Source organism: Thermus hydrothermalis, assembly GCF_022760925.1.
Taxonomy (GTDB): Bacteria; Deinococcota; Deinococci; order Deinococcales; family Thermaceae; genus Thermus; species Thermus hydrothermalis.
This window is the reverse complement of sequence record NZ_JAKTNT010000011.1, coordinates 68,761-87,617: the sequence shown is the minus strand read 5'-3', so window position 1 is coordinate 87,617 and position 18,857 is coordinate 68,761. Positions and strand designations below refer to the sequence as shown.

The window sequence follows — 18,857 nt, the reverse complement described above, 5'->3', positions numbered from 1 at the left end:
GCATAGCGGCCACTATTTTTTCAGATCCAGGGGATAGGTAGCAACTTGGGTTATAGTAATCCCATGCCCGTGCGCAGGTATCCCAGGCTACTAGAGCAGTTTCTTGAAAGTGAGGCCAAAGGAGGGCTGGTCCTCTTCTTGGCGGCTCTTCTGGCATTTATACTGGCCAACACTCCGGCGGCCACGGTCTATTTTGGGCTACGAGAAGTTCTGGTGGGTGTTCGTTTTGGCGAGTTTTCATTGGAAAAGCCGCTGCTTCTTTGGGTCAACGACCTCCTCATGGCGTTTTTCTTCCTACTGGTGGGACTGGAGCTTAAGCGTGAACTTGTTTCTGGCGAGCTTAAGAATCCCAGGAGGGCTGGGCTAGCCTTGGCAGGGGCGGTAGGGGGGATGATCCTGCCGGCCTTTTTGTACCTGGCAATCAATCCCAGTCTGCCCGAGGCTCGTGGCTGGGGAGTACCCATGGCCACGGACATCGCCTTTGCCTTGGGGGTTTTGGCTCTGGTACCTCGGGTGCCTCTGGGACTTAAGCTCTTTCTCACTGCCTTAGCCATAGTAGATGACCTGGGGGCGGTTTTGGTGATTGCCCTCTTCTACACCGGGGGCTTAGAATCCCTTCCCTTGATCCTGGCGGTCCTGATCCTGGGTTTTGCTCTTCTGCTCAATCGCCTAGGGGTGTGGCATCTTTGGCCCTACATGCTTCTGGGGTTACTTCTGTGGTATTTTGTCCTCCAGTCAGGTCTTCATGCTACCTTGGCCGGGGTGCTTTTGGCTTTGGCTGTCCCTCTGCGGCGGGCTAGGGCTTTCCAGGGGACTACCTCTGCCCAGGACCCCGAGGAGCTGGAGGGGGAGTTGGAAGGCCTCGAGGAGCAGGTGGAGGAAGCGCAAAGCCCCTTGCACCGTCTGGAACACACCCTTCACCCTTGGGTAGCCTTTGGGGTGTTGCCGGTTTTTGCATTTTTTAATGCTGGGGTTGCCTTGCAGGGGCTGGGGTTTGGTTCCGTGGCCTGGGGGATAATCTTGGGTCTTCTCTTGGGGAAACCTTTGGGAATCTTCTTTGCTTCCTGGCTAGCGTTGCGGTTGGGTTTGGGCGCCTTGCCCGAAGGGGTGAACCTAAAGTCCATTGTGGGTGTGGGCTTTTTGGCAGGCATTGGCTTTACCATGGCCCTTTTCATTGCTGGCTTGGCCTTTGAAGGGGGGATGCTGGACCAAGCCAAGGTGGGGGTACTCTCCGCTTCTCTAGTGGCCGGGTTAGTGGGTGTTCTTTTGGTGCGAGCTTCCCTTGACAGGTCCGAAGCCTAGGTCCAGGATGAGGGGCGTGGTTGGCGTCCTAGCCCTGCAAGGGGATTTCCGCGAGCACAAGGAGGCGCTTAAGCGCCTGGGGATAGAGGCAAAGGAGGTGCGGAAGAAGGAGCACCTGGAGGGGCTCAAGGCCCTCATCGTGCCTGGCGGGGAGTCCACCACCATCGGCAAGCTGGCCCGGGAGTATGGCCTCGAGGAGGCCGTGCGGCAACGGGTGGCGGAGGGGAGCCTGGCGGTTTTTGGCACCTGCGCCGGGGCCATATGGCTTGCCCGGGAGATCCTAGGCTACCCCGAGCAACCCCGCCTGGGTGTCTTGGACGTGGCGGTGGAGCGGAACGCTTTTGGCCGCCAGGTGGAGAGCTTTGAAGAGGACCTCTTCATCCGGGGCTTTTCCGAGCCCTTCCACGGGGTCTTCATCCGCGCCCCGGTCTTCCGCCGGCTGGGGGAGGGGGTGGAGGTGCTGGCGGAACTCCAAGGCCTCCCCGTCTTGGTGCGGCAGGGAAAGATCCTTGCCAGCGCCTTCCACCCCGAGCTCACCCCGGACCTGCGCATTCACCGCTACTTCTTGGAACTCGCTGGCCTCTAGGGCCGCATACGGGTATACATCCGGGGAAAGGGGATGGCTTCCCGCACGTGGGCCAGGCCGCAGATCCAGGCCACGGTGCGCTCCAGGCCGAGCCCGAAGCCCGAATGGGGCACGCTCCCGAAGCGGCGGAGGTCCAGGTACCACCCGTAAACCTCCTCGGGTAGGCCGAACTCCCGGATCTTCCGCCTTAGGAGTTCCAGGTCGTGGATCCTTTGGCTTCCCCCGATGATCTCCCCGTAGCCCTCGGGGGCCAGGAGATCGTCGTTGAGGACGAGCTCGGGGTCTTGGGGGTCCGGCTCCATGTAGAAGGCCTTGATGCGGGCGGGGTAGCGCTCCACGAAGACGGGGCGGTCAAACTGCCGGCTCAAGGCGGCCTCGTGGGGGGCGCCGAAGTCCTCGCCGTAGGGGAGAGGGGGCACCTCGGGGTCCTCCTGGCTCAGGCGGTTCACCAGGGCCACCGCCTCCTTGTAGGTGAGGCGGGGGTAGTTCCCTTGGGCGGCGGGTTCCAGGGCCTTGGGGTCGCGGTCTAGCATCTCCAGCTCCCGCGCCCGCCTCTCCAGCACCCGGGCCACCAGGTAGCGCACCAGCTCCTCCTGGAGGGCCATGTTCTCCTCGTGGGTCATGAAGGCCACCTCGGGCTCCACCATCCAGAACTCCAGGAGGTGGCGCCGGGTCTTGGAGCGTTCCGCCCGGAACGTGGGGCCGAAGGTGTAGACCTTGGCGTAGGCCAGGGCCCCGGCCTCGGCGTAGAGCTGGCCCGACTGGGAGAGGTAGGCCTTTTCCCCGTCAAAGAGCTCCACCTCAAAGAGCTCCGTGGTGCCCTCCACGGCGCTCGGGGTGAGGATGGGGGCGTCAAAGCGCAGGAAACCCCGTTCGCTAAAGAAGTCGTGGATGGCCCGCTCCACCTCGTCCCGGATGCGCATCACGGCGAAGGGGCGGCGGTGGCGGAGCCAGAGGTGGCGGTGGTCCATGAGGAAGTCAATGCCGTGCTCCTTGGGGCCGATGGGGTATTCCCCCTGGGGCAGGCTCACCACCTCCAGGCCCTTTAGCAAAAGTTCGTACCCGCCCGGGGCCCTCGAGTCCTCCCGCACCCGGCCAAACACCTTAAGGGCGGTTTCCTGGGGCAAGTGGTCCGCCTGGGTGAAGACCTCCTCCGGCACCTCCCCCTTCACCACCGTGGCCTGGAGGAAGCCGGTGCCGTCCCGGAGGATGAGGAAGTGGATCTTGCCCTTGGAGCGCTTCTGGTAGAGCCAGCCCCTGAGCTCCACCTCCTGGTCCTTGTACTGGGCGATCTCGTCAATGAAGACCCGCATACGCCCTGGAGTTTACCCGAGGGCGGCCAGGGCTTCCGCCAGGCCGCAGGCGTCCACGGGGGCCACCACCCGCTTGGCCGCCTGCTTTACGCTTAGCGGGGCGTTCCCCATGGCGATGCCGAGGCCCACCGCCTGGAGGACCTCGAGGTCGTTCTCCCCATCCCCCACCATGGCGCAGGCCAGAAGGTCTAGCCCATAGGCCTCCGCCACCAAGCGGGCCCCCAAAAGCTTGCCCACGCCCCTTCGGGTGAGGGAAACGAAGCGCACCCCGGGCATCTTGGGGCTTTCGGCCACGTGGGCGGAAAGCTCCTCGGGCAAGGCATCCAAAAAGGCTCCCAAAGGCGCCTCGGGCCCAGCCAACACCTGGAGGCGTACCAAGGGGCTTGTTAGCCCTAGGAGGTCCGCCCCCTCCGCCTCCACCCCCAAAAGCCTTTGGTGGGCCTCGAGGAGGGGGCTATCCCCTTCCACGAAAAAGCCCCCGTCGGCGGTGTAGCCCTCCAAGGGGAGGGAAAGCCTCCGGGCGAGGCGCACCGCTTTCTTGGCCGCCTCCTCGGGCAAGGCCGCCACGAAAAAGGGCCTCGCCTGGGGCTCGTGGGGGTCTTGGGAAAGGGAGAGGACCACCGCCCCCGACTCAAAGACGTGGAGGCCCTCGGGGTCAAGCCGCCGGGCCAGGCGCAGGGCTTCCCCCCGCCCCGGGCGGCCCGTGAGGAGGGCGAGGCGCAGGCCCCGGGCCTTGGCCGCCTCCACCGCCGGCCAGACGCACGGGGGTACCCCCTCCTTCCCCACCAGGGTGCCGTCCACGTCCACGAAGACCAGGCGCACCATCAGAGCTCGCCCGTGGCCACGATGGCCGCCTCACCCCCCAGCCTCACGGCAAGGGGAACCCCCGTGGGGCTATACTCCACCTCCACCTCCACCATCCCCGGGTTGCCCAAGCGGTGGCCCTGGTAGATGGAAAGGTGGACCCTCCCTTCCCGCTTCGGCACCACCCCCGCCCGGGCCAGAAGCGCCCCCAGGGCGGCGTTGGCCGAGCCCGTCACCGGGTCCTCGGGGATGCCGAGGAGGGGGGCGAAGTCCCGGGCGTAGAAGCTCCTTGGCCCCATGGGGGCGTAGGCGTGGACCGTGGCCACCTCTAGTTTCCGGGAAATCTCGGCCAGGAGGGCCATGTCCGGCTCCAGGGCGTCCACCACCCCCGGGGCCACCAAGGGGACGAAAAGGCTCCAAAGCCCCGTGTAGGCCACCCCGTAGGGCAGGCCCCGGTGGAGGTAGCGCTCATCGGAGCCCAAGGCCTCGAGGACCTCCTTCAGGGCCTGGAAGGGGGGCAGGTCCCGGAACCTCGGGGTGGGCCCCCGCACCCAGGCCTTCCTGGGCTCCCCCGCCTCGTAGGCGATCTCCACCGGGAGGGCTTCCGCTGGGGTGTGGAGGATGAGGCGCTCGGTGCCCTCGGGGGCGAGGCCCAAGCGCACCAGGGCCAGGCCCAGGGCCACGGCGGCGTGGCCGGAAAACTCCACCTCTCCCCCCGGCGTGAAGAAGCGCACGGCGAAGACGGTGCCCTGCCTTTCGGTGAGAAAGGCGGTTTCGGGCTCGGAAAGCCTTTTCGCCACCTGGCGCATCTCCTCCCCGCTCATCCCCCGGGCGTCCAAGACGATGGCCACGCGGTTTCCCGCCCCCGGGGTGGGGGCGAAGGCGTCCACGAGAACGTAGGGGATCCTAGCCATGGCGGATCACCATAAGGCCCAGTTCCCGGAGTTGCTCCTCGGGCACGGGGCTTGGGGCCCCGGTCAAGGGGTCCTTGCCCTCCTTGTTCTTGGGGAAGGCGATGACCTCGCGGATGGAGGGGCTACCGGTCATGAGGGCCAGGAGGCGGTCCAGGCCCCAGGCGATGCCCCCGTGGGGCGGGGCCCCGTAGGTGAGGGCCTCGAGGAAAAACCCAAACTTCTCCCTCTGCTCCTCCTCGCCGATGCCCAGGAGGGTGAACATCTTGGCCTGTAGGGCGGGGTCGTGGATGCGGATGGACCCGCCCCCCACCTCCACCCCGTTCAGGACCAGGTCGTAGGCCAGGGCCCTAACCTGGCCCGGTGCCGTGTCCAAAAGGGGCAGGTCCTCGGGGTGGGGGCTCGTGAAGGGGTGGTGCATGTAGGTCCAAGCTCCCCGCGCCTCGTCCCACTCCAAAAGGGGAAAGTCCACCACCCAAAGGAAGCGGAAGCCTTCCCGGGGCAAGGCCAAGAGGTCGGCCAGGGCGAGGCGCACCTGCCCCAGGGCCTCCGCCGCCACCTTGCGGCTTGCCGCCACGAAGAGAAGGGTGTCCCCGGGCCTGGCTCCCGTGGCCTGGAGGAGGGCTTCCCGCACCGGATCCAAGAACTTGGCCACGCCCCCGGAGAAGCCCCCCTCCTCCACCCGGGCGAAGGCGAGCCCCCCCGCCCCGTGGCGCTTGGCCACCTCTTCCAGCTCGGCCACCTCCTTCCGGGAAAGGGCCTTGGGGGCGGAGAGGGCCTTCACGCTTTCCGCCTGTTGGAAGAGTTGGAAGGGGCTATCCCGGAAGAGGTGGCCCACCTCCTTTAGCTCAAGCCCGAAGCGCAGGTCGGGCTTGTCCGAGCCGTAGCGCTCCATGGCCTCCGAGTAGGGGAGGCGGGGGAAGGGGAGGGGGAGGTCCAGGCCCAAGGCCTCCCGGAAGACGTGGGCCATGAGGCGCTCGTTGAGGGTGAGGATGTCCTCCACCTCCACGAAGCTCATCTCCAGGTCCAACTGGGTGAAGTCGGGCTGGCGGTCGGCGCGCAGGTCCTCGTCCCGGAAGCAACGGGCGATCTGGAAGTAGCGGTCCAACCCCGCCACCATGAGCATCTGCTTGAAAAGCTGGGGGGACTGGGGCAGGGCGTAAAAGAGGCCCGGTTGGTGGCGGTAGGGGACGAGGAAGTCCCGGGCCCCTTCCGGGGTGCTCTTGGTGAGGAAGGGGGTTTCCACCTGGACGAAACCTTCCCGGTCCAGGAAGTCCCAAATGGCCTTGATGACCCGGTGGCGCAGGCGCAGGTTCTCCTGCATCCGCTTCCTGCGGAGGTCCAGGTAGCGGTACTTTAGGCGAAGTTCTTCGGAAGCCTCCTTGTCCTCCTCTCCCCGCCAGCCGGCGTCCACCGGGAAGGGCGGGGTCTTGGCCTCGGCCAAGACCTCTAGGGCCTCTAGCTCCACCTCCACCCGGCCCGTGGGCAGGCGGGGGTTGGGCTCAGGGCGGAGGCGCACCCGGCCCTTGGCCCGCACCACCCACTCGGAGCGCACCCGTTCGGCCACGGCGTAGGCGGGGCTATCCGGATGGGCCACGAGCTGCACTAGGCCTTCCCGGTCCCGGAGGTCCAAAAAGATGAGGCCCCCCAGGTCCCGGCGGCGGTTCACCCAGCCCTCCAGGACCACCTCCTCTCCCGCATGCTCTTCCCTAAGGCTTCCGGCGTAGTGGGTGCGGCGCATAATCCCCCCAAGCTTACCAAGTCCTCACGCTAAGGCGGAAAGGAGGAAACCGAGGGCTTCCGTCTGGGGAAGCCGCACCTGTTCCCCGGTGGCAAGGCGCTTTAGGGTTACCTCTCCCGCCCTAAGCTCGTCCTCGCCCAGGAAGCCGGCGAAGGCAGCGTTCCGCTTCAGGGCCTCCTCCACCCCCTTGCCCGGTTTCTTGGGGCTTAGGGCGTACTCCACCCGGAGCCTGGGCCGCAGGCGCTCCGCCAGGTAGAAGGCCTCGGCCACCGCCTCCTCCGTGAGGGGGATGAGGTAGAGGTCGGGGCCCTTTCCCTCGGGCAGGCCGAAGCCCTCCGCCTCGAGGGCCAGGGCCACCCGCTCCACGCCGAAGGCGAAGCCCACCCCCGGCACCCTTGGCCCCCCGAGGAGCTCGGAAAGCCCATCGTACCGCCCCCCGCCCCCCAGGGCGGACTGGGCCCCGATCTCCTCGTGGTGCACCTCAAAGGCGGTGCGCACGTAGTAGTCCAGGCCCCGCACCAAGGCGGGCTCTAGCTCGTAGGGCACGCCAAGCCGGTTTAGGTGGCGTTCCACCGCCTTCAGGTGGGCCAAGGCCTCCTCCCCCAGGAAGTCCAGCATGGGCCGCACCTTGAGCTCCCGCAAAAGGGCCTGGTCCTTCTCGTCCTTGGAGTCCAGGATGCGCATGGGGTTGAGGTCAAGCCGCTCCTGGGAGTCCTCGGAAAGCGCATCCCGATAGGGCCCCAAGACCTCCCGCAGGTAGGCGTTGTACCGGGCCCGGTCCTCCGGATCCCCTACGGAGGAGAGCTTCACGGAAAGGCGCCTTAGGCCCAGCTCCTTGAGGCTTTCGTAGAGGAGCACCACGGCTTCGGCGTCCAGGATGGGGCTTTCCGAGCCCAGGGCCTCGTAGTTCACCTGGTGGAACTGGCGGTAGCGCCCTTTCTGGGGCCTTTCCGCCCGGAACATGGGGCCTGCCATCCAAAGCCGCACGGGCTGGGGCCAGACCTTCATCCCGTGCTCCAGATAGGCCCGCACCATGGCGGCGGTGCCCTCGGGGCGCAGGGTGAGGGAGCGCCCGCCCCGGTCTTGGAAGGTGAACATCTCCTTGCGCACGATGTCCGTGGCGGCCCCTACCCCCTTTTCAAACACCTGGGTTTCCTCAAAGACGGGGGTGATGAGCTCCATGGCCCCCGCCGCCTCGAGGACCCGCCGGGCGGTGGCCACGATGTGCTGGTGGAGCCGAAGCTCCTTGCCGAAAAGGTCCTTGGTGCCCCGGACGGCCATACCCTTCCACTTTACGGGGTAGGAGCCTTGGGTGCTATCCTCTTCTCATGACCGGGAAGGGGAGGGGGTTGTTAGCCCTGCTCTACGTCCTCCTCACCCTCGCCGCCTCCACCGGGGTGGCCCTGCAGCTTTACCTCATGCAGCTGCAGAACCCGGGGTTGCGGGGCGACCTCTGCCAGGCCCCTGGGGAAGAGGCGGTGGTGGAGCACTCCCCCCTCTGCGGCCTCCAGGTGGCCCCGGGCGGCCCGGTGGTGGAAGCCCCTGCCCCGCCCCGCCCCCTGGCGGTGGGCCGGGTGCGGCCCGCGCGGCTACCGGGCTACCCCGCCCCCCTTCCCCAGGTCCTGAGCCCCCGGGCGCCCCCCTTCTGCCGGGCTTAAGCGGACGTGCGGCCTTAGGACCTCGGACAAAAAGGGGGGATGGATGCGGGTGGTGGTGTTCACGCAAAACCTGGCGCTTTACGCCTTGGTGGCGGGGGCGCTTGGCAAAGCGGGTTGGCGGGTTTCCTGGAACAGGGGAGATGGGTTAGCGCTGGCGGACCTGGAGCACCTGGCGCAAGGGGAGGTTTTCCTCTGGCCCACGCCCGGGGGCCTTCGGGCCTATGACCCGAGGCGTTGCGCCTTCCTCACCCGTCAGGACCGGCCGAGCACCCTGCTGGAGGGGCTTAGGGGGCGCTTGGGCCTTGCGCTTTTGCCGGGGGAGAGGGCGGCCCTTGGGGTTTTGGGCCAAGGGGTGGCCCCGGAAGCGAAGGCCCTGGCGGAGGCCCTCGGCATTCCCCCCCATAGGGCCCGGTTTTACCTGAAGGGCTTGCGCCACAAGTTCGGCCTAGCCCTCCAGGACCTCCTCCGCCTCGCCCGGCATCAGGTGCAGGTAACGGGGCTTCAGGGCCACCCGGATTCGCTTGCCGGGCTCGAGGCGGAGCCTTTCCTGCACGTGCCGAGGAAGGAGGAGCACCAGGGGTATGGGCCCAAGAAAGCGCCCCCGGTAGGCCAGGCCCTGGGGGTGAAGGCTTTCTAGAACGCCCTCCAGCACGTTCTCTTGGGGGGGCGGGCGGTCTTCCCGCACCACCATGACCTCCTCCGCCCGCACCCCAAGCCAAACCAGCTCCCCGGGCCGGGCCCAGGGGGGAAGGGGAAGCTTTAGCGGGACGCCTTTCACCACCACGCCCCCTTCCCCCACCCGGGCGGGGAAAAGGTTTTGGTAGCCGAGAAGCCGGGCCACCTCCACCCTTTCGGGGGCGGCCATGACCCCTTCCGGGGGGCCCTCCTGGAGCACCCCCTTCCGCCCCAGCACCACGAGCCAGTCCGCCAGCCCCGCCAAGGTGGGGTCGTGGCTCACCGCCAGGGCGGGGAGGCCTTCTTGGCGGATGAGGGCGATGAGCTCCGCCACCACCTGGTCCTTGGTGAGGGGGTCCAGGGCGCTCGTGGGCTCGTCCAGGAGGAGGAGCTCGGGGTTGCGCGCCAGGGCCCGGGCCAGGGCCACCCGCTGCTTCTGCCCGCCGGAGAGGGCGCTGGGGCGCTTGTGGGCGTGGGCCAAAAGCCCCACCCGCTCCAGGAGGGCAAAAGCCTTGGCCTTAGCCTCCTTTCCCTTTAGGGGAAAGGCCACGTTCTCCCAGGCGGCCATGTGAGGAAAAAGGGCCAGGTCTTGGGGCAGGTAGCCGATGGGCCGCTTCTCTGGGGGGAGGCCCCCATAGGGCGTGCCCTCGGCGGGGAGGAGGCCCGCCAGGGCCTTGAGGAGGGTGGTCTTGCCCACGCCGCTTCGCCCGAGGAGGAGGGTGAAGCCCCGGATGCGGAAGCGCACCTCCAGGGCCACGGGGCGCCTTATCCGGTAGTGGACCTCCACGCCCGCCACCTCCTTTCCAGAAGCCGCACCCCAAGCAGGATGAGGAGGCTAAGGAGGAGGAGGAAGAGGGAGGCTTTGGCCGCCTCGGCGAAGCGCAGGGCCTGGACCAGGTCGTAGAGGTAGATGCTCACCATCTGGGTTTTCCCGGGGATGGACCCCCCCACCATGAGCACCACCCCGAACTCCCCCAGGGTGTGGGCGAAGGCCAGGAGGGTGCCCGAGAGGAGGCCGGGCCAGACCAGGGGGAAGACCACCCGGGCGTAGACCTTTAGCCGGGGCACCCCCAGGGTGCGGGCCACCTCCAGGAGGCTCCGGTCCAGGCTCAAGAAGGCTTCCCGGTAGGCGGTGAGGGCGAAGGGGAGGCTAAAGAGGACGCTGGCGAAGAGAAGCCCCTCCAGGCGGAAGGCCCAGGAAACCCCGATGAGCTTGGTCCAAGGCCCCTCGGGCCCCAGGAAGAGGAGGAGGTAGAAGCCGAGGACCGTGGGGGGTAGGACGAGGGGGAGGAGGAAGACCGCCTCCAACAGGGCTTTTCCCGGGAAGTCGCGGAAGGCGAGGAGCCAGGCGAGGGGGGTTCCCAAAAGGAGGAGAAGCCCTGCGCTCAAGGAGGCCACCAGGAGGGAGAGGCGGAGGGCGAGGAAGAACTCGGGCTCGGGCATCTACTCTCCGGGAAGCAGGAAGCCGTAGCGCCTTAGGATAGCCCTACCCTCTTGGCTTCCCACGAAGCGGTGAAAGGCCAGGACCTCGGGCCTGGCCCTACCTTTGAGGATTACGTAGCTCTGCTCCAGGGCCAGGTGGCTTCCCCAGGGGGGCACCCAGTACACCCCGGGGCCGGAGAGGCTTTCGTGGAGGACCAGGGGCAGGGCCAAGATCCCCGCCCCCGTGGCGGACAGGGCGAGCTGGGCGGTATGGGCGATGTTTTCCCCGTAGACGAACCGGAAGTGGGGTTTGCCTTGGGCCAAGGGGGCGGTGTCCCAGTAGGCCTCCACCCCTTGGGTAAGGCGTTCCCAAGGGATCTCCGCCCAGGAAAGGGCCCGGAAGGGTTTGGAGATCCCGGGTAGGGTCAGGTCCTTGCGCCGAAGGAGGCCGTAGCGCTCAAGAAGGGTGAGGGCGGCTCGGCCGTAAGGAGCGTGGATGGGGTTGGCCAGGGCGAGCTGGGTAACCTTCGGGTCTTTCAGGGCCTCGGGTTTGGGCTTTAGGCCGAGCCGCCGGTCCAGCCAGAGGGCAAGGCGGCCGAGGGCGTAGAGGCGCTGGGTGCCGGGCTCCGCCAGGCCCTTCTCCTCCAGGAGCTTGGGGTAAAGGCTTTCCGCCGAGAAGAAGAGGTCCGCCTCGAGGCCCTGGGCAAGCTGGGCGTAAAGTTTTCCCGAGGAGCCGAAGGTGAGGAGGACCTCCGTTCCCGGGTGGCGCGCCTCAAAGGTACGGGCGAGTTCCCCTAGGGCGTAGGTCAGGTCGCTCGCCGCCACCACCCGCACGCTTTGGGCCAGGGCGCCCATCAGGACAAAGGGGAACCAAATCCAGAAGCGCATGGATTACCTCCTTTGCCACCGCGGCAGGCGGCGGGGTTGCCCCCGCCACCCCGGGGCCCAAAGGCCCGGCCCGGAAGGCCCTGAGGGTCTATCCGGGCTCGGAGGCGGCGTCCATTCTATAGCAAGGGCTCTTGGCTCACCGCCTTGATCTGCCGGCGCTCCTTGGGAGGGAGGGCGTCCAGGGCCCGCTTCACCTCCTGGATGTCCAGCCAGGTGAGGTGCTTGGGGCTTCCGGGGGCGCGGCTTGGGTTCCTAAGGAGGTAGGCGGGGTGGAACATGGGGAAGACCCGGATGCCATGCCACTCGTACCACTTGCCCCGCACCTTGGTGATGGAAACCTTTTCCCCAAGGAAGAACTCCGCCGCCACCGCCCCCAAGGGGACGATGATCTGGGGGGCGATGAGTTCAATCTGCTTCAAAAGCCACTTGTCCGTGCAGATCTTGGCCTCGTCGGGCAGGGGGGTGCGGTTTCCCGGGGGGCGGCACTTGACGATGTTGGTGATGTAGATCTCCTCCCGGCGGATGCCGGCGGCCTCGAGGATGCGGTTTAAGAGTTGCCCCGCCTTGCCCACGAAGGGGCGGCCCGTCTTGTCCTCCTCCTCCCCCGGGCCTTCCCCCACGATCATGAGCTGGGCGTCGGGGTTGCCCTCGCCGAAAACCACCTGGGTGCGGCCCTCCGCCAGGCGGCAGGCGGTGCAGGTCTGGGCCTGGGCCCTCAGGAGTTCCAGGGTCATTGCAGGGACTTACGGGCCTTGCGGGCTTCCCGGCGGATCTTGGGGTCCAGGCCGATCATGAGGAAGAAGTTTTCCAAGGCGTTCTCCTGGCCCTTGATTTCCGGATAGGCGTCCTCCGGGGTGCCGGTGACGAAGGGCAGGGACTTGTAGAGCTCCAGGGCGTACTGGACCACCGCCTCGGGCCCCTCGGCCTCCGCCACCTCCGCCAGCTTGGCGTAGACCTCGCGGCGCGCCTCGGCGTGGCGGCGGAAGACCTCCGGGTTGGGCGTTTCCGGCGCCCGGAGGACATCCTGCTTGGCGATGCGGCGGTAGTGCTTCAAGCCCCGAACGATCTCCTCCGTGGTCAGCGTGATCTTGAACTCCATCCCCGCTCCTTTCCGGCCAAAGGCCCGGCCTTCTTTGGCAGATTATAAGCCTCCTCATGGGGGGGTGCGTATACTTGGGGGGATGGAGGTTTTGGGCGCATATTGGCTAAGGCGCATTCTCGCCCGTATTGGAGCCATTACCGTTTACGAGGGCCAAGACACCCGCACCGGCATGCCGGTGATGGTTCTCCAAGGGGCGCAGGGCAAGCCCCTGGAGGGGGAGGGGCTTCTTCCGGTTTTGCAGGTTCTTCCCGAGGCCTGGGTCCTGGAGTGGCCCATAGGGGCGGTGCCCCTCGCCCAGTACCTGGGGGTGGCGGACCCGGAGCGGGCGGCGCACTGGCTTAAGGAGGTGGCGGCGCTCCTCCTCACCTTAAAGGCCAAGGGATTTTGGCTTGCCCCACCCCCGGAGCTTTTCTTAGTGAAGGGCAAGCGCATCTGGTTAGCGGGGGCGGGCATGGAGGCCTTGGCGGGGGAGCCGGAAGGGGCCTTGGTGGCCCTGGCCCGGGCGCTTTTGGGCGAGCGCTACGCCGAGTTCCCCTTGCGGGACACCCTGGAGCGGCTTGAGCGGAAAGAGGTGGGGCTAGAGGCCCTTTGGGAAGAGGGGTCCATCCCACCCCCTGCGCCCCTGCCCGAGCCGGAGGCTCCAGGCCGCAAGCGCCTTCCCGTGGAGCCCCAAGAAGTAGAGGAAGCGGCGCCCAAGGTGGACGGGGCGGGAGAGGGCCCGCCAGAGCCTCCCCCAAGCCGCCCTAAGGTGATCCGCATAGAGGAGCCCGAGCTTCCCTCCTTCCCCGTGGTGGAACCCAAGCCCGCTTCCCCTTCCCGGAGGGGGGTTCTCCTCCTCTTGCTTTTGGCCTTGGGGCTTCTTGGAGGGGTTATCCTCTTGCTTCCCCGCGGGGGTTCAGGGGGGGCATACGTGATGGAGTTCCGCACCGACCCCCCCACGGAAAAGGCGGAGGTCTTCCTCCTCGAGGCCCCCCCAGGCTCCCGCCTGCCCACAGGCCAGCTCCTCCTAACGGCGCCGGGCCGGGTGGAGTTTGACCAGAAGGGCGTCTACCGCCTGCGCATCCGGGTCCCGGGCCGGGACCCCGTGGACTACCTCCTGGAGGTGCCTGGCCCACCCCTCACCATCAAGGTACGCTAAGGCCATGACCGAGCGCCCCGCCCTTTACCGCTACCGCTATTTCTTCGCCGGGGAGCCCGCTGGGGAAGGGCGCTTGGAGGTGCGCCCGGGGGAAGGGGGCGTGCGGGCCACCCTGACCGCCGAGCTTCTCCTTCCCCTGCCCAAGGTCCGGCTTCGCTGGCAGACGGAAACGGACCCCGAGGGCTACTCCCGCTACTTCGCCGAACGGGTGGAGGCGCGGGAGGCCAGGGTCTTCACCGTGGAGCGCCTGGAGGAGGAGGGGGTGGTCCTGGTGAGCCAGGGCAAGGAGAGCCTGGCCTTGCCCTACCTCACCCCCTACCACGACCCCCTTTCCCTGGTCCTCTACCTGCCCCGGCTATCCCTTCTGCCCGGGGAGGTGGCCCGCTTCCCCATGCCGGGGGGTAGGGCGTACGTGGAGCGGCTTTCGGACCTCGAGGTGGAGGGGCGGCTTCGCCAACACTACCGCCTGCGCCCGGGCCTGAGCCTGGTGGAGCTGGAGGAGGGCTTGCCCGTGCGGATGGCCCAGCAGGTGGGCGACCACGTGTTTGAGGCGGTGCTGGAAGGCGTGGAAGAGGTGAGGAAGCGCCGCCGCTGGGTATAGTGGAGGCATGATTTACCGCGCTGAGGAGGTGAGGGAGCGCTTCGCCCGCCGGGGGTTATCCTTTGACCCCACGGTGGAGGAGATCGTCCGGGGCATCCTCCATGCGGTTCGGGAGGAGGGGGATGCCGCCCTGGACCGCCTGAGCCTGGACCTGGACGGCTACCCCGTGGAGGAGATCCCCAAGAAGGCCTGGCGGGAGGCCTACGATGACCTGGACCCGGACCTCCGGGACGCCTTGGAAACCGCCAAAGAGCGGATTGAGGCCTTCTACCGGGAGGAGGCCCGGGGGGGGTTTCTGAAGGCCGAGGAAGCGGGGGTCTTGGGCCAGCTGGTGCGGCCCCTTACCCGGGTGGGGGTGTACGTCCCCGGGGGGAGCGCCCCCCTCCTCTCCAGCCTCCTCATGGCCGTGGTGCCCGCCAAGGTGGCGGGGGTGGCGGAGGTCTTGGTGGCGAGCCCGCCCCGGGTGCACCCCGGGGTCCTGGCCGCCGCCTGGGTGGCGGGGGCGGACCGGCTTTTCGCCATGGGCGGGGCCCAGGCCATCGCCGCCATGGCCTACGGCACGGGGCGCATACCCCGGGTGGACAAGATCGTGGGCCCGGGGAACGCCTACGTGGTGGCGGCCAAGCGCCTGGTCTACGGGGTGGTGGGCCTGGATGGCCTGGCAGGCCCCACGGAAACCCTGGTGGTGGCGGATGGCTCCGCCTCGCCCAAGCTCCTCGCCGCCGACCTCTTGGCCCAGGCGGAGCACGGGCCCGATTCCGAGCCCTGGCTCCTTTCCCCGGACCTGGCCCTTTTGGAAAAGGTGGAGGCGGAGCTTTACCGGCAGCTTTCCGAGCTTCCCCGGGCGGAGATCGCCAAGAGGGCCCTGGAGCGGGGGGGGCTTGTCCTCACCCGGGACCTGGAGGAAGCCTTTGCGCTCGCTAACCTCTACGCCCCCGAGCACCTCTGCCTGGCCTTGGCCGACCCCCTTCCTTGGCTAGGGAAGGTGCAAAACGCCGGGGGGGTCTTCCTGGGGGAGGGAAGCCCCGAGGCCCTAGGGGACTACATCGCCGGGCCCAGCCACGTAATGCCCACCTCGGGCACCGCCCGCTTCCAAGGGGGCCTTAGCGTGCGGGACTTCCTGAAGGTCATCCCTGTGGTGGGCTTAGGGGATAGGGCGGTGAAGGAGCTTGCCGCCAAGGGGGCGGTGCTCGCCCGGGCGGAGGGCTTGGAGGGCCACGCCCGCTCCTTGGACCTGAGGCGATGAGGCTTTTTCACGAGCTTTTGGGACCCGTGGACCTTCCCGACCATTTCGGGCGCATCGTGAGCCTGGCCCCGAACCTCACGGACGCCCTTTTCGCCCTGGGGGTGGGGGATAGGCTCGTGGGCCGGAGCGCCTTCTGCCACCGCCCGGCCCAGGTCCTCTCCCTGCCCGTGGTGGCCTCCTACACCAAGACCCGCCTGGAGCTCCTGAGGAGCCTTAAGCCCGACCTGGTCCTCCTCTCCACGGGGGTGCAGCGGGAGCAGGCCCTGAGGCTTAAGGAGGAGGGCTTTCCCGTCTACGCCGTGCCCCTCCCCACGAGCCCCTACGGCATCCTGGAAAATCTCTCCACCTTGGGGCACCTCTTGGGCCTCGAGGCCGAGGCCACGGGGCTTGCCCACCGCCTGGCCGAGCGCTACGCCGCCCTTAGGGGCCGGTTTCGCCTGAGGGTCTACTTTGAGATGGACCTGGGCGGGCCCATCACCGTGGGCCGGGGGAGCTACATCGCCCAGGCCCTCCTCCACCTGGGGCTAGAGCCCATCTTCCTGGACGTGCCCCAGGCCTACTTCGCCCCCGACCTGGAGGAGGTGGCCCGGAGGAAGCCTGACCTCTTCCTCTATGAGCCCAAGCCCTGGGGGAAGAACCCCTTGGCCAAGGCCAAGGCCCTGGCCGAGGCGCGGGGCTGGACCTTCCCCGTGGCGGCCACGGACGGGGACGAGCTCGCCCACTACGGGCCCATGTTCTTTGATTTCTTGGAAAAGTTGGCGAGTCGGGTGGAGGAAACCTTAGGGCAGGCTTAAGGCAACGGCAGCAGAGCGGGGGTAGGATGAGGGGCATGAAGGGGCTTACCTTAAGGAGCGGTTTAGCCTTGTCCTTGCTTCTCTTGGGCGCTTGCGTGCAAAGTCCCCCACCCCCGCCTCCACCACAGGCGACCACCTGCACGCCCCGGGCTACGACCCAGACCCTGGCCACCCAAAGCTTGGGAGTGCGGGAGACGCCTCGGGGCCTTGCCGACTTTAGCTACCCCCATGTCCCAGGGGAGCTTTTGGTGCTCACGGATGGCGTTGCTCCCCAGAGCCTTACGGCCCAGGTGGCGGGTGTGGAACCTTTGGAAGCCCTTCGGGGAGGGGTTTTGCGGGTCCGGGTTTCCCCAGGGCAGGAGCGGGTGAAGGCGGAGGCACTCTTGCGGGCAGGAGCCCGGTGGGTGCAGCCGAACTATATCTATGAACCCCTTCAGATATCTGCCCCCTCTGTTCCCAACGATCCGTTGTATCGCAGCGAACAACGCCCCCAACTCAACAACCTCATGGGCCTCGAGTCCGCCTGGGGGAGGAGCACAGGGGACCCCAGCCTGATTATCGCCGTGGTGGATACGGGGTACCTCCCTCACCCGGATATGGAAGGTAGGTGGTATCTCCCTCAAGGTTTCAACCTGGACGTGGCTGATGATGACCAGGACCCTACGGATGACATACCTTCATCAAATGAAAGAGGTCACGGCTTGGCAGTAGCTTCGGTTCTTGGAGCAGCAACCAATAATGCTTTAGACATGGCGGGCGTCACGTGGAAGGGCAAGGTTCTTCCCCTTAAGGTGGCCCGCTCTAGCGATGGGCAGATGACTACTGCCACGGTCAGGCAAGCGGTAGACTTGGCGGTAAACCTAGGGGCAAAAGTCATCAACCTTTCACTGGGTGGGCCCGCTTCCGATAGCGTACTGGAAAATTCGCTGCGAAACGCTAGAAGCCAGGGTGTAGTCCTGGTGGCGGCAGCGGGCAACGATGGGACGGATTGGATACGGTACCCTGCGGCCTCTCCCTCGGTTATCGCTGTGGGTGCCGTGGATAACAGCAAGAACAAGGCCACCTTTTCCAACTGCGGGCCGGAGCTGGACCTTGTGACCCCCGGGAAGGGGGTGCACGTCCTCTTCCCGGGTGGTGAGTCCGACACGCTTTCTGGCACCTCCTTCGCTAGCCCCATGGTGGCGGGTGTGGCAGCCCTTTACATGAGCGCCTATCGGGCAGCGCACGGGGATTGGCCTAGGCCAGATCAGGTGGAGCAATGCCTGATCCAGACAGCAGAAGACTTGGGGCCCCAGGGGCACGACACAGGTTACGGCTTCGGCCTGGTGCGGGCGGACCGGGTGATGGCGGACGCCACCCATTGCTTCCCCTAATCCGCCTCACCCACGGGGGTGTACACTAGCCCTCTGTGCGGCGCTTCTTCCTCCTTGGCCTTCTCGCCCTCCTATTGGCCCTAGGCCTTTGGGCCTACCCCCTTTTGGGGCCCGCGGTGCGCCAGGGGGCGTTGCCCTCCCCGGAGGGCCTAAGGGAGCCCCTCACGCTTCTCGTCTATGGCTCTAGCCCAGAGTACTCGGGCTACCACAAGAGGGCCCCCGAGCGCTTCCGGGGCCTGGCGGACGCCATCCTCCTGGTCCGCCTGGACCCTTGGGCGGGGCGGGTGGTGGTCCTTTCCATTCCCCGGGATACCTGGGTGAGCCTGCCCGGCTACGGGTGGCACAAGGTGAACGCCTATAGCCCCTTGGGGGGGCCCGGGCTCATGAAGGAGGCGGTGGCGGCCCTCACGGGGGTGCGGGCGGAGCGCTACGTGGTGGTGAGCACCGAGGCCCTGCGGAGGGCGGTGGACGCCCTGGGGGGGGTGCGGGTGTGCGTGGAGAAGCCCATGCGCTACCGGGATAGCGCCGCAGGCCTTTCCATTGACCTGGAGCCGGGTTGCCAGGTGCTAAACGGGGCACAGGCGGAAGGGTACCTGCGCTTCCGCAAGGACGCCCTGGGGGACATCGGGCGCATCCAGCGGCAACAGGCCTTCTTCCACGCCGTAAAGGAGGAAGTCCTTTCCCCCAAAGGGCTCCTTCGCCTCCCGCGGGTGGTGGCGGCGGTGGAGCCTTACGTGCAGACCGACCTCACCCGAAAGGAACGGGGGGCCATCCTCGGCTTCACCATGAAGCGCCCCGAGCTCGTGAGCCTCCTCCTTCCGGGGCGCTTCGGCGGGGGAGGTTGGCAGGTGGACCGGGAAGCCTTGGCCGAGCTCCTCGCCCTCTACTTCGCCGGGAAGGGGGAAGGGGGGGAGGCTTCGCTTTCGGGGAAGCTCGTGGCCGTGGTCTACGGGCCTGGGCAGGAGGCCCTGGCGGAAAGGGCGCGGGAGCGGCTTCACGCCCTGGGCCTTAGGGTGCTCCTCCACCCCATAGACCTGGCCCCTTCCCGCACCGAGGTGCTGGAAAACGGGCCTGGCCTCCTGGCGAAGGCCCTTTCCGAGGAGCTCGGGGTGCCTTACCGGATCTCGGGGGAGGCGGTCTTGGGGGCGGACCTCACCTTGCGGCTTGGCGGGGACGCCTCCTTTTGAGTAGGATGGAGCTCGCCCGCCGGGGTGGCGGAACGGTAGACGCTGCGGACTTAAAATCCGCTGGGGGGTTACCCCCGTACGGGTTCGAGTCCCGTCCCCGGCACCACGTCTGGCCC

The 18,857-nt window shown here is 67.3% G+C and carries 19 protein-coding genes, 1 tRNA gene and 1 riboswitch; of the genes, 10 read left to right on the top strand and 10 right to left on the bottom strand.

Features of this window, described 5'->3' with window-relative positions; all coding sequences use genetic code 11:
- Positions 1 to 63: 63 nt before the first annotated feature.
- Together nhaA and pdxT are read left to right on the top strand one after the other, a co-directional pair.
- Positions 64 to 1,302 carry a Na+/H+ antiporter NhaA gene (gene nhaA / locus L0C60_RS08310; protein ID WP_234504752.1) on the top strand — a complete coding sequence of 413 codons (1,239 nt, stop codon included), beginning with the start codon at positions 64 to 66 and terminating at the stop codon, positions 1,300 to 1,302.
- A 7-nt stretch (positions 1,303 to 1,309) separates the two neighbouring features.
- Complete coding sequence (gene pdxT, locus L0C60_RS08305) at positions 1,310 to 1,888, top strand: pyridoxal 5'-phosphate synthase glutaminase subunit PdxT (protein WP_234504755.1); 579 nt, start codon at positions 1,310 to 1,312, stop codon at positions 1,886 to 1,888.
- On the opposite strand, the gene asnS is transcribed toward pdxT, so the two are convergent.
- From asnS to hisS, 5 genes are read right to left on the bottom strand one after another with little or no spacing between them, the layout of a single operon-like run.
- Positions 1,885 to 3,201, bottom strand: a complete 1,317-nt coding sequence (gene asnS, locus L0C60_RS08300; RefSeq protein ID WP_234504757.1) for an asparagine--tRNA ligase — start codon at positions 3,199 to 3,201, stop codon at positions 1,885 to 1,887. The genes pdxT and asnS overlap by 4 nt on opposite strands.
- Positions 3,202 to 3,213: 12 nt before the next feature.
- A complete protein-coding gene (locus tag L0C60_RS08295; protein ID WP_234504759.1) occupies positions 3,214 to 4,026 on the bottom strand; it encodes an HAD family hydrolase in 813 nt (270 codons plus the stop codon).
- Positions 4,026 to 4,919: a PhzF family phenazine biosynthesis protein gene (locus tag L0C60_RS08290; protein ID WP_234504761.1), complete on the bottom strand. Its 894-nt coding sequence runs from the start codon at positions 4,917 to 4,919 to the stop codon at positions 4,026 to 4,028. Before L0C60_RS08290 ends, L0C60_RS08295 begins: the two co-directional genes overlap by 1 nt.
- Complete coding sequence (gene aspS / locus L0C60_RS08285; RefSeq protein WP_243092658.1) at positions 4,912 to 6,657, bottom strand: aspartate--tRNA ligase; 1,746 nt, start codon at positions 6,655 to 6,657, stop codon at positions 4,912 to 4,914. The genes L0C60_RS08290 and aspS overlap by 8 nt, the downstream gene beginning before the upstream one ends.
- Before the next feature lie 24 nt (positions 6,658 to 6,681).
- Positions 6,682 to 7,938, bottom strand: a complete 1,257-nt coding sequence (hisS, locus tag L0C60_RS08280; RefSeq protein WP_234504769.1) for a histidine--tRNA ligase — start codon at positions 7,936 to 7,938, stop codon at positions 6,682 to 6,684.
- Between the two features lie 47 nt (positions 7,939 to 7,985).
- Here hisS and L0C60_RS08275 point away from each other — a divergent pair, with 47 nt between their 5' ends.
- Positions 7,986 to 8,315, top strand: coding sequence for a hypothetical protein (locus L0C60_RS08275; RefSeq protein WP_234504770.1), 330 nt, complete (start codon positions 7,986 to 7,988; stop codon positions 8,313 to 8,315).
- A 445-nt stretch (positions 8,316 to 8,760) separates the two neighbouring features.
- Here L0C60_RS08275 and L0C60_RS08270 read toward each other — a convergent pair whose 3' ends face one another.
- The 5 genes from L0C60_RS08270 to L0C60_RS08250 form a co-directional block, all read right to left on the bottom strand.
- The gene (locus L0C60_RS08270) at positions 8,761 to 9,786 is read right to left on the bottom strand and encodes an ABC transporter ATP-binding protein (protein ID WP_234504785.1); all 1,026 of its coding nucleotides are present in this window, start codon (positions 9,784 to 9,786) and stop codon (positions 8,761 to 8,763) included.
- The gene (modB, locus tag L0C60_RS08265; protein WP_234504797.1) at positions 9,756 to 10,433 is read right to left on the bottom strand and encodes a molybdate ABC transporter permease subunit; all 678 of its coding nucleotides are present in this window, start codon (positions 10,431 to 10,433) and stop codon (positions 9,756 to 9,758) included. Before modB ends, L0C60_RS08270 begins: the two co-directional genes overlap by 31 nt.
- Entirely contained in the window at positions 10,434 to 11,300 is an 867-nt protein-coding gene (gene modA / locus L0C60_RS08260) for a molybdate ABC transporter substrate-binding protein (RefSeq protein ID WP_234504802.1), read from the bottom strand.
- A riboswitch (molybdenum cofactor riboswitch) is annotated at positions 11,292 to 11,416 on the bottom strand. Its footprint overlaps the gene before it by 9 nt.
- A complete protein-coding gene (locus tag L0C60_RS08255) occupies positions 11,417 to 12,034 on the bottom strand; it encodes a uracil-DNA glycosylase (RefSeq protein WP_234504805.1) in 618 nt (205 codons plus the stop codon).
- On the bottom strand, positions 12,031 to 12,399 hold the full coding sequence (locus L0C60_RS08250; RefSeq protein WP_039458950.1) for a hypothetical protein: 369 nt from the start codon (positions 12,397 to 12,399) through the stop codon (positions 12,031 to 12,033). The genes L0C60_RS08255 and L0C60_RS08250 overlap by 4 nt, the downstream gene beginning before the upstream one ends.
- 82 nt (positions 12,400 to 12,481) lie before the next feature.
- Between L0C60_RS08250 and L0C60_RS08245 the strand changes: the two genes are divergently transcribed.
- From L0C60_RS08245 to L0C60_RS08215, 7 genes are all read left to right on the top strand, one after another.
- Positions 12,482 to 13,540: a hypothetical protein gene (locus tag L0C60_RS08245; protein ID WP_234504806.1), complete on the top strand. Its 1,059-nt coding sequence runs from the start codon at positions 12,482 to 12,484 to the stop codon at positions 13,538 to 13,540.
- Positions 13,541 to 13,544: 4 nt separating this feature from the next.
- The gene (locus L0C60_RS08240) at positions 13,545 to 14,141 is read left to right on the top strand and encodes a DUF3108 domain-containing protein (protein WP_234504808.1); all 597 of its coding nucleotides are present in this window, start codon (positions 13,545 to 13,547) and stop codon (positions 14,139 to 14,141) included.
- Between the two features lie 7 nt (positions 14,142 to 14,148).
- Positions 14,149 to 15,387, top strand: coding sequence for a histidinol dehydrogenase (gene hisD / locus L0C60_RS08235; protein WP_234504810.1), 1,239 nt, complete (start codon positions 14,149 to 14,151; stop codon positions 15,385 to 15,387).
- Entirely contained in the window at positions 15,384 to 16,181 is a 798-nt protein-coding gene (locus L0C60_RS08230) for a helical backbone metal receptor (protein WP_234504812.1), read from the top strand. The genes hisD and L0C60_RS08230 overlap by 4 nt, the downstream gene beginning before the upstream one ends.
- 26 nt (positions 16,182 to 16,207) lie before the next feature.
- Positions 16,208 to 17,554 (top strand): S8 family serine peptidase, encoded by a 1,347-nt coding sequence (locus L0C60_RS08225; protein ID WP_341474659.1) that lies wholly within the window; start codon positions 16,208 to 16,210, stop codon positions 17,552 to 17,554.
- A gap of 35 nt (positions 17,555 to 17,589) precedes the next feature.
- On the top strand, positions 17,590 to 18,741 hold the full coding sequence (locus tag L0C60_RS08220; RefSeq protein ID WP_234504816.1) for an LCP family protein: 1,152 nt from the start codon (positions 17,590 to 17,592) through the stop codon (positions 18,739 to 18,741).
- An 18-nt stretch (positions 18,742 to 18,759) separates the two neighbouring features.
- Positions 18,760 to 18,847 (top strand) — tRNA-Leu (locus L0C60_RS08215).
- Positions 18,848 to 18,857: the final 10 nt, after the last annotated feature.

Excerpts from the sequence above, each read along its gene's own strand:
- L0C60_RS08230 (WP_234504812.1), top strand. The coding sequence starts at position 15,384 with ATGAGGCTTTTTCACGAGCTTTTGGGACCCGTGGACCTTCCCGACCAT.
- modA (WP_234504802.1), bottom strand. The coding sequence starts at position 11,300 with ATGCGCTTCTGGATTTGGTTCCCCTTTGTCCTGATGGGCGCCCTGGCC.
- pdxT (WP_234504755.1), top strand. The coding sequence starts at position 1,310 with ATGAGGGGCGTGGTTGGCGTCCTAGCCCTGCAAGGGGATTTCCGCGAG.
- hisD (WP_234504810.1), top strand. The coding sequence starts at position 14,149 with ATGATTTACCGCGCTGAGGAGGTGAGGGAGCGCTTCGCCCGCCGGGGG.
- L0C60_RS08290 (WP_234504761.1), bottom strand. The coding sequence starts at position 4,919 with ATGGCTAGGATCCCCTACGTTCTCGTGGACGCCTTCGCCCCCACCCCG.
- asnS (WP_234504757.1), bottom strand. The coding sequence starts at position 3,201 with ATGCGGGTCTTCATTGACGAGATCGCCCAGTACAAGGACCAGGAGGTG.
- L0C60_RS08225 (WP_341474659.1), top strand. The coding sequence starts at position 16,208 with ATGAGGGGCATGAAGGGGCTTACCTTAAGGAGCGGTTTAGCCTTGTCC.
- nhaA (WP_234504752.1), top strand. The coding sequence starts at position 64 with ATGCCCGTGCGCAGGTATCCCAGGCTACTAGAGCAGTTTCTTGAAAGT.
- L0C60_RS08295 (WP_234504759.1), bottom strand. The coding sequence starts at position 4,026 with ATGGTGCGCCTGGTCTTCGTGGACGTGGACGGCACCCTGGTGGGGAAG.
- L0C60_RS08255 (WP_234504805.1), bottom strand. The coding sequence starts at position 12,034 with ATGACCCTGGAACTCCTGAGGGCCCAGGCCCAGACCTGCACCGCCTGC.
- L0C60_RS08245 (WP_234504806.1), top strand. The coding sequence starts at position 12,482 with ATGGAGGTTTTGGGCGCATATTGGCTAAGGCGCATTCTCGCCCGTATT.
- L0C60_RS08250 (WP_039458950.1), bottom strand. The coding sequence starts at position 12,399 with ATGGAGTTCAAGATCACGCTGACCACGGAGGAGATCGTTCGGGGCTTG.
- L0C60_RS08240 (WP_234504808.1), top strand. The coding sequence starts at position 13,545 with ATGACCGAGCGCCCCGCCCTTTACCGCTACCGCTATTTCTTCGCCGGG.
- aspS (WP_243092658.1), bottom strand. The coding sequence starts at position 6,657 with ATGCGCCGCACCCACTACGCCGGAAGCCTTAGGGAAGAGCATGCGGGA.
- hisS (WP_234504769.1), bottom strand. The coding sequence starts at position 7,938 with ATGGCCGTCCGGGGCACCAAGGACCTTTTCGGCAAGGAGCTTCGGCTC.
- modB (WP_234504797.1), bottom strand. The coding sequence starts at position 10,433 with ATGCCCGAGCCCGAGTTCTTCCTCGCCCTCCGCCTCTCCCTCCTGGTG.
- L0C60_RS08275 (WP_234504770.1), top strand. The coding sequence starts at position 7,986 with ATGACCGGGAAGGGGAGGGGGTTGTTAGCCCTGCTCTACGTCCTCCTC.